At 64.7% G+C, this 5,065-nt stretch carries 7 protein-coding genes; 3 read left to right on the forward strand and 4 right to left on the reverse strand.

Annotated elements, in window-relative coordinates:
* Positions 1-938: 938 nt before the first annotated feature.
* The 4 genes from JOY90_RS31515 to JOY90_RS31530 form a co-directional block, all read right to left on the reverse strand.
* On the reverse strand, positions 939-1,322 hold the full coding sequence (locus JOY90_RS31515) for a hypothetical protein (RefSeq protein ID WP_291694997.1): 384 nt from the start codon (positions 1,320-1,322) through the stop codon (positions 939-941).
* A gap of 215 nt (positions 1,323-1,537) precedes the next feature.
* On the reverse strand, positions 1,538-1,729 hold the full coding sequence (locus tag JOY90_RS31520) for a hypothetical protein (RefSeq protein ID WP_291694998.1): 192 nt from the start codon (positions 1,727-1,729) through the stop codon (positions 1,538-1,540).
* A gap of 177 nt (positions 1,730-1,906) precedes the next feature.
* Positions 1,907-2,149: a hypothetical protein gene (locus JOY90_RS31525; protein WP_291694999.1), complete on the reverse strand. Its 243-nt coding sequence runs from the start codon at positions 2,147-2,149 to the stop codon at positions 1,907-1,909.
* Positions 2,150-2,241: 92 nt separating this feature from the next.
* Positions 2,242-2,367 (reverse strand): hypothetical protein, encoded by a 126-nt coding sequence (locus JOY90_RS31530; RefSeq protein ID WP_291695000.1) that lies wholly within the window; start codon positions 2,365-2,367, stop codon positions 2,242-2,244.
* Positions 2,368-2,764: 397 nt separating this feature from the next.
* Between JOY90_RS31530 and JOY90_RS31535 the strand changes: the two genes are divergently transcribed.
* The 3 genes from JOY90_RS31535 (at position 2,765) to JOY90_RS31545 (ending at position 4,891) form a co-directional block, all read left to right on the forward strand.
* Positions 2,765-3,205, forward strand: a complete 441-nt coding sequence (locus JOY90_RS31535) for a nuclear transport factor 2 family protein (RefSeq protein WP_291695001.1) — start codon at positions 2,765-2,767, stop codon at positions 3,203-3,205.
* A gap of 96 nt (positions 3,206-3,301) precedes the next feature.
* The gene (locus tag JOY90_RS31540; RefSeq protein WP_291695002.1) at positions 3,302-4,330 is read left to right on the forward strand and encodes a hypothetical protein; all 1,029 of its coding nucleotides are present in this window, start codon (positions 3,302-3,304) and stop codon (positions 4,328-4,330) included.
* A 147-nt stretch (positions 4,331-4,477) separates the two neighbouring features.
* Entirely contained in the window at positions 4,478-4,891 is a 414-nt protein-coding gene (locus JOY90_RS31545; RefSeq protein WP_291695003.1) for a hypothetical protein, read from the forward strand.
* Positions 4,892-5,065: the final 174 nt, after the last annotated feature.

Genomic DNA, 5,065 nt, shown 5'->3' on the forward strand with positions numbered 1-5,065 from the left:
AGTTCAATCGCAACAAAAATCGTGCCACAATTGTCCGCGGTGGGCGTGCCTTGGGTCGATGCTTGCATCTGGCTCTCCGATGGTTCGAGTCGTGGAAAACCCAAACCTACCGGAAGGGCTCGCTCACCGCTCCCCCATGGAATCTACGAGTCTCACTGCCCGCCACTCGAGAATCCAAGGTCGCTCCTTTATTCCTCTGTGATGAGCAATGTGACTGCCCGTCGTGCCAATCCGCCGCACCCAGCGCCTTCCGATTTTCGTAATTTCGCTTGACCCGAAACCCAAATCAGCGGCATAATGCACCCCGTCCCGCACCCCTCGGGAGGGGCGTACGCGTCGTCACGGACGTTGGGTGCGGGATATGGTGGACGCGATGGCGGCGCTGGACGAGCGGCGCGGTTGCGGACGGCGAAGCCGTGTGGTCCTGGCGCCCCGATGCTGGCGTCAAGCTTGTGACGATGCTTTCGCATCGCGCGAGTGACGGGGGCAAGAAAGCCCGGTCCCCGGGGAGAGCGCGGAATAAGCCGTAAACCACCGTGCAGGGAGGGCCGGGTCGTTTCCGCCTTCGCCTGTGGTTCCTGCCCCGTGCACTATTTCACGCACGGGGGCCATGGGTGCGGCGGGCACCCGGTCTTCCCTGCGCCCTCCGGTTTCGAGAGGGACGACGATCTCAGCAGGCCTCGGGCGCGAACGCGCCGCGAGAACGTGAGACCTTGCTTCGATGTCGTCGCCCGGCTTGCGAGCCCGCCGAAGCCTTTGGCGTAGGCGGGACCGGGCGATCCAGCATTCCAGAGACGCCGGTGCTCGCATCGATGGGCCACGGCGTGCTGGATGCCCTTTCGCGGGCATGACAGCGGAGTGAGTGGCTGTTTGACAGGTCTAATCTGAAAAATGGCGCCCCTGTTGCGCGCGCCGATCATGCGCTCGACGCGCAGGCATCAGCTCATGCTGGCGACGCCGACGGCCAGCACCGACAGCATCAGCACGCTGGTGACGAGTTGCAGCGAGGCGAGCGGCTGCGAGCGCCACAGCGCGATCTTGTCGACGAACGACAGCCGCGGGTCGTAGAACACGGGCTCGTGGCCGTGGCGGAAGAAGTTCGGAAAGCGCCGCGCCAGCGCCGGCGCCAGCAGCGCCTGCACCAGCGCGCCGATCACGACGAAGATCGCCGCACCCGGAGTGCCCACGATCTCGTGCGCGTCCATCAGCTTCAGCGTCAGCACGGCGCCGGCATAGGTGGGAAGGCCGACGAACAGCGCGTTGAGCGCAAAACCTTCCAGGCGGTTCTGCGACGGCGATTTCGCCTGCGTGACGGCATCCATGGGCGACGGCTCCTGGGAACGGGGCGGAGGCCGGAAGCCTAGATGGATGTGATGGGAGGCAGCGTGATGCGCGTCACGCAAAAGTGCCGTAGGGTGGGCAAAGCATCGCTGAAGCTCGACAGAGCGTAAGCGAAGCGTGCCCACCACTTGGAGCAACGCTGCTGATCGATGGTGGGCACGTCGCTGCGCTCCTTGGCCCGCCCTACCGTCTCCAATTACCCCGAGCGGCGGTTGCTGGTGTTCTGCGTGAGATTGCCGTGCGCGGCCTGCTCGCGGATGTTCTGCTTCTCATCGTCGCGATGGCCTTTCGTGGTGTCGAGCGGCACGGCGGGCGCGCTGCCGGCGCCCTTGTGGCTCTGGTTGTCGTCGGGCACCGGCTTGATGATCTTCTCCAGCGGTTTCGTCATCGAAGTCTCCGTCGTTGAGATCGCCGCAGACGGAAATGGCCGGGATGCGCCCGGCCATGATCATGAAGTCGTAGGATGGGCCAAGCGTGGCGTGCCCACCATGCAGGACCGGAGCTGTCGAGAGACGGTGGGCGCGCCGCGCTTAGCCCACTCCTATGCCAACTACGGCAACAGCCCTCAGCTCCGGTCGTTGACCCGGCTCTGCTGTTGCTGCTGTTGCTGCTGACGCTCCTGCTCATTGGCGCGATGGTGGCCGTAGAGGCAGCCGGCGGCGGCGCCGAGCGCGCCGTGATGGCCGGCATAATGGCCGGCGACACCGCCGACGATGGCGCCCTTGATGCAGCCTTTGGCGTCGGCGGACGAGGTGGAAACAAGCGCCAGCGCGGCGACGGCGGTCAGTCCGATGACCAGGGATTTCATGATGCGAGCCCTCGGGTTTCAGAAATCTTGGGGTTCAGGAATCTCGCATCACCAACCGCCGTCGTGCATCGCGGTTCCATCTTGGGCAAGCCTTACGGCTTGCTCAGGACGTTCGCGATCCTGTTGTCCGACGGATTGACGAGCAGCAGCTTGTCCTGCGTCATCGCATAGCGGTAGGGGCTCACCGCCGGCACGTCGCGCGCCGCCTTGCGCGGCATCGGACAGATGGAGAGTCCGTTCGGGATCTCGCTGCCTGCCGCGGCATTGAAGCCCGACGGCGCGTTCTGGCTTTTGGCACGGCCGCTGACGTCGCAACGGCAAGGTCGGCCACATCCGCGAGATCATCGACACCTTCGATGATGTTCGATGTCCTGGCGTTCCGCGACAGCGAGATCGCCATCGAACACGAGCCGGTCCAGGGGACAGCTGACGAGACAACTGAACGGCAGCACCGCGGTCACCTGCATTAAATTGCAGTAAGGCCGTTGCAATTCACCGAAATGTCACCTAGCTCGGACGTTGAAAATAGAAACATCAGCAACCGCGCCAGATGCTCGTCGATGACGTGCCCTGCTCCGGCTGCTTTTTTTGCAAGCCAGCATCGGAATGAACGAGATGACAGAGCACAGCCTCTGGCGCTTCTCGCGTGCGTTGCATCGCGCGATCAACGAGCGCCAGTTCGACGAACTCGAAGCCGCCCTCGACGAGGACGTCGAGTGGGCGATCTACGGCCCGATCGACATGTTCCCGTTTCTCGGCGCCCGTCACGGCCGGGAGGCGGTGATCGCGGTGATCCGGCAGATCGCCGACAATGTCCGGGTGCATCGTTTCGAGCGCGAGCGCGTCCTGCTCGGCGTGGACACCGCCGCTTCGATGCTGCGCTATTCGCTGACGCTGCTCGACGCCAACAAGCCGCTCTCGCTCCGGATCGCGCATTTCGCCCAGTTCAAGGCCGGCAGGCTCACCAACCTGCGCGTTCTGGTCGACACCTTCGACCTGGTGGAGCAGGCGCTCGGCCAGCCGATCCATTTGCCGAAACTGGTGTCGCGCGGTTGACATTTTTCATCGCTGACGCGGTCCCGGGCTTGATCCGTCACAATTCTGCGCCGAAATCACCGCATCATTGGCAAATTGAAGTCGCGGGGGCGGGTGATGAGGGGCAGACTATGGGGTGGCGCGCCGGCGCTGGCGATCGCGCTCGGCCTTGCATTTGGCCTGACGCTGCCGCGACCGGGACTGGCGCAAGGCGCCTGGGACTTTACCAAGACCGATCAGCCCTCGCCACAATCCCAGCCGCCGAAAGATGGCGAGGGGAACACGGGAACTGCGGACAACAAGGATACCGATGCCAAGGATGCGGCCGACGCCGATGCGAAGTCCGCCGACGGCGCCGAGGTCAAGAGCGCCGACCCGGACATCATGAAGGACATCGACGTCGACAAGCTCGACTGGAGCCAACTCAATGTCGATGCGTCCACTCTGGTGGGAACCGCCAAGTCCAGCGGCAAGTCGAACACCAAGACGCAGTTCGCGACCGGCACGGCGGCCATCGGCGGCATGAGCTGGAGCGGCAGCAATACCGCGAACGGCTCGTCGGCTGTGTCGGTCAAGCAGCAGGTCACGCCCATCTGGGACACCCGCGTCGGCGCCGACATGACGGTCGCGCCGCAGCCGACCACGATGTCGGAACTGCTCGCCGAGAAGGCCACCAACGGCGGCAGCGCACCGCAATCCTCCGGCAGCGCGTGGGCCGCGGTCACCGCGCCCGGCGCCGGATCGGTGTGGGACAGAACCGCGGTCGAGGCACGGGTCACGCCGAACCAGGAGCAGAGCCGGATCGGCACCTCGCTGACCAAGTCTGTGCCGCTCGACGCACAGTATTCGCTGAGCCTGCAGAACGGCTACAACCTGATCCAGCAGGGCATCGTGCCGGTGCCCGGCATCATCAGCCATCCGAGCCGCAGCTACGACACCGAGCAGTCCGCGAAGCTCGACATGGCGCGCAGCGGAACCAGCCTCACCGCCGGGCAGACGCTGTCGTCGAGCGAGGATCGATGGCTGCGACGCGTCGGCGCCGAGCAGAAACTGTACGGCGGCATCAGCCTTTCCGGATCGGTCGGCGAGACCGCGCAGGGCACGACCACCAAGAGCATCACCGCAGGTTTCAAGCGGAGCTGGTGAGCCGCGACACATTCCCGCCACGCCAAATCCGACCGAATGAACGGGGTATGCCGCATGATCGCCGCGATGTGGTCAAATTCAGCCGCTTCTCATAGCGCCGCTCGTCGTGCGGGGAAGCTCGCTCAACGCGATAAAGGGGAATAGACGATGAATGTCATTCGTCCAGAGAAGCTCGACTCGTCGGAGACCGAAGTGGATGGGGCGGTGTCCGAAGTCGAAGCCGGTATCCGCGATTTCGTCCGCAACGACATTGCCTATCTGCGCCGACCGGGCGGCATGCCCAGCGCCGAGCCGCCTCCGCTCGATGCCGGCGCGGAAACAGCCGTGAGCAACTTCAACTCGCTGATCCAGCGCGTCGCCGGCACCTCGCTCGCCGAGATCGAGAATCTGATCACCGAGCTCGAAGGCCTGCGCGACGTGCTGCATGCCGAGGGCCAGCGCGTGCAGCGCGAGATCTCCGGCTACGCCCAGCTCAGTCAGGCGGCGATGAAATCAACCCGCATGATCGCCGACAACGTCTCGCAATGGAAGCGCAGCGCCGAGACCCTGCGCAACGGATAACTGCTGGTCTCTCCCCAACTTGCCGCCGCCTCCTTTTTTCGGAGCGCGGCGGTTTCTGCTTCGGGCGAGCAACGAGAAAATGCGAGACGCGCGTGAAGGTGCGGGACTCGACCAAGGTCTGGGGCCGCGATGGCGGTCGAGCGCAGGGGACACATCGACCATGCAAAGCATCCG

The sequence above is a fragment of the Bradyrhizobium sp. genome, from assembly GCF_019242285.1.
GTDB lineage: Bacteria > Pseudomonadota > Alphaproteobacteria > Rhizobiales > Xanthobacteraceae > Bradyrhizobium.

Bases quoted from the DNA above. Each gene is read 5' to 3' on its own strand.
- JOY90_RS31515 (WP_291694997.1), bottom strand. From the start codon at position 1,322: ATGGATGCCGTCACGCAGGCGAAATCGCCGTCGCAGAACCGCCTGGAA.
- JOY90_RS31520 (WP_291694998.1), bottom strand. From the start codon at position 1,729: ATGACGAAACCGCTGGAGAAGATCATCAAGCCGGTGCCCGACGACAAC.
- JOY90_RS31525 (WP_291694999.1), bottom strand. From the start codon at position 2,149: ATGAAATCCCTGGTCATCGGACTGACCGCCGTCGCCGCGCTGGCGCTT.
- JOY90_RS31530 (WP_291695000.1), bottom strand. From the start codon at position 2,367: ATGCCGCGCAAGGCGGCGCGCGACGTGCCGGCGGTGAGCCCCTACCGC.
- JOY90_RS31535 (WP_291695001.1), top strand. From the start codon at position 2,765: ATGACAGAGCACAGCCTCTGGCGCTTCTCGCGTGCGTTGCATCGCGCG.
- JOY90_RS31540 (WP_291695002.1), top strand. From the start codon at position 3,302: ATGAGGGGCAGACTATGGGGTGGCGCGCCGGCGCTGGCGATCGCGCTC.
- JOY90_RS31545 (WP_291695003.1), top strand. From the start codon at position 4,478: ATGAATGTCATTCGTCCAGAGAAGCTCGACTCGTCGGAGACCGAAGTG.